We start from the raw sequence: 1,315 nt of genomic DNA on the forward strand, positions 1-1,315 counted from the left end.
ACGCCAACACCTCAGGCGCCCGCGGCGCCGACACCCCCACCGGCGACTGCACACCCGAACCACTCACCACCACACCAGCAACAACCAAAGCCGAGACCGTTATCGGAGCAGATACACGCATTCGGCCACACCCAATCCTCGACGTCGTCCGCGTCTCGGGCGGATGTATCCACACGCGGACAACGGAGTCCTCCTGCGGGGCCCATATCGACCCCGGCCCACTCCGCAGAAGCGAAGCGAACCTGCGATAACATACGGTACACAACTGCGAGTACATCACGGGTACGATCGGGGAAATTGCTGATAACTTAACGTTCTTCGCAGCTGCTCTGAATCCAGAGTACCGGCCCGCGCGGCCCCACGCCCGCGCCCGTTTCGTCCGTTGCTGTCGCAGTTGCGGTTTCGCGAAGGCCTTGTCGCACTCGACATGTCGGTCGAAGAGGCCCTAATCCAGCTACTTCTCCGCGAAATAGAGCAGCACCGAGGACGCCGACGGCAACCGCAGCCGGCCGCGCGGTGCTGTGCGATCCGTACCGGCACAGGATGTTCGGCACGAGTCCTGGATGTCGACCACGCGAGTAGCCCACCGGCCACGAACTCCGAGACGCGGCGACGATCACGCCGCCCTGCCCGTCTGCACAGACGAAGGCCGTGGGGGCCGTGCCGCGACGATCGACCGGAGTCCTGCCGCGAGTCCGAAGGTGGCTGATACCTTGCGTATTCGCACCGTCCAGTGCCTGGTCCCGGTAGATGATGCCCGAAGGAGACCGCGAATGAACAAGGCTGCGAAGTGGCGCACCGATCGGGGAACGCGAAGGATCTGGATCACGGTGCTGATCGTGGCTGTGGTGGCGGGTATCGCCGCGGTCGTGTGGGTGAACCGTTCGCCGGGGGAGCCGCAGGAGATGCCCGTGGCCGGTGGCCGGTTCCGGATTTCGCCCCGGCTCGACGCCACTCCGGTGCCGCGGTGGACAGTGCGCGCTGCCGACTTGTCCGATGAGCCGGGCGCGGTCCTGCTGGCAGCGCCGCAGAACCTGCACCGCTACTACGGCTACGGCTCGCCGATGGACGCCGGGACGATGATCGTCGCCGCCACCGCGGTGCCCGGCCGGCTCGGGCCGGGTGAGAATGCCGGACCGACCGTCGGACCGGTGCGGATGCACGGCATCGATCCCGACACCGGCCAAGTGCGATGGACGACCGATGCCGGCGAACTCCTCGGCTGCCGTGAACAGGTATTCGACGGGAAGCTCGCCTGTCACGGGACGCATCGGGTGCTGATCGTGGAGGCCGCGACGGGCGCGATACTCGGAGA

1 protein-coding gene is annotated in these 1,315 nt (G+C 66.6%); it reads left to right on the forward strand.

Annotation, left to right across the window (positions count from 1 at the left end):
• Nucleotides 1-773: 773 nt before the first annotated feature.
• Nucleotides 774-1,315 (forward strand): hypothetical protein (locus tag NG1_RS28640; protein ID WP_157114287.1); only part of this gene is annotated, 542 nt, incomplete at its 3' end.

The sequence above is a fragment of the Nocardia gamkensis NBRC 108242 genome, assembly GCF_001612985.1.
In the GTDB taxonomy this organism is placed as follows: domain Bacteria; phylum Actinomycetota; class Actinomycetes; order Mycobacteriales; family Mycobacteriaceae; genus Nocardia; species Nocardia gamkensis.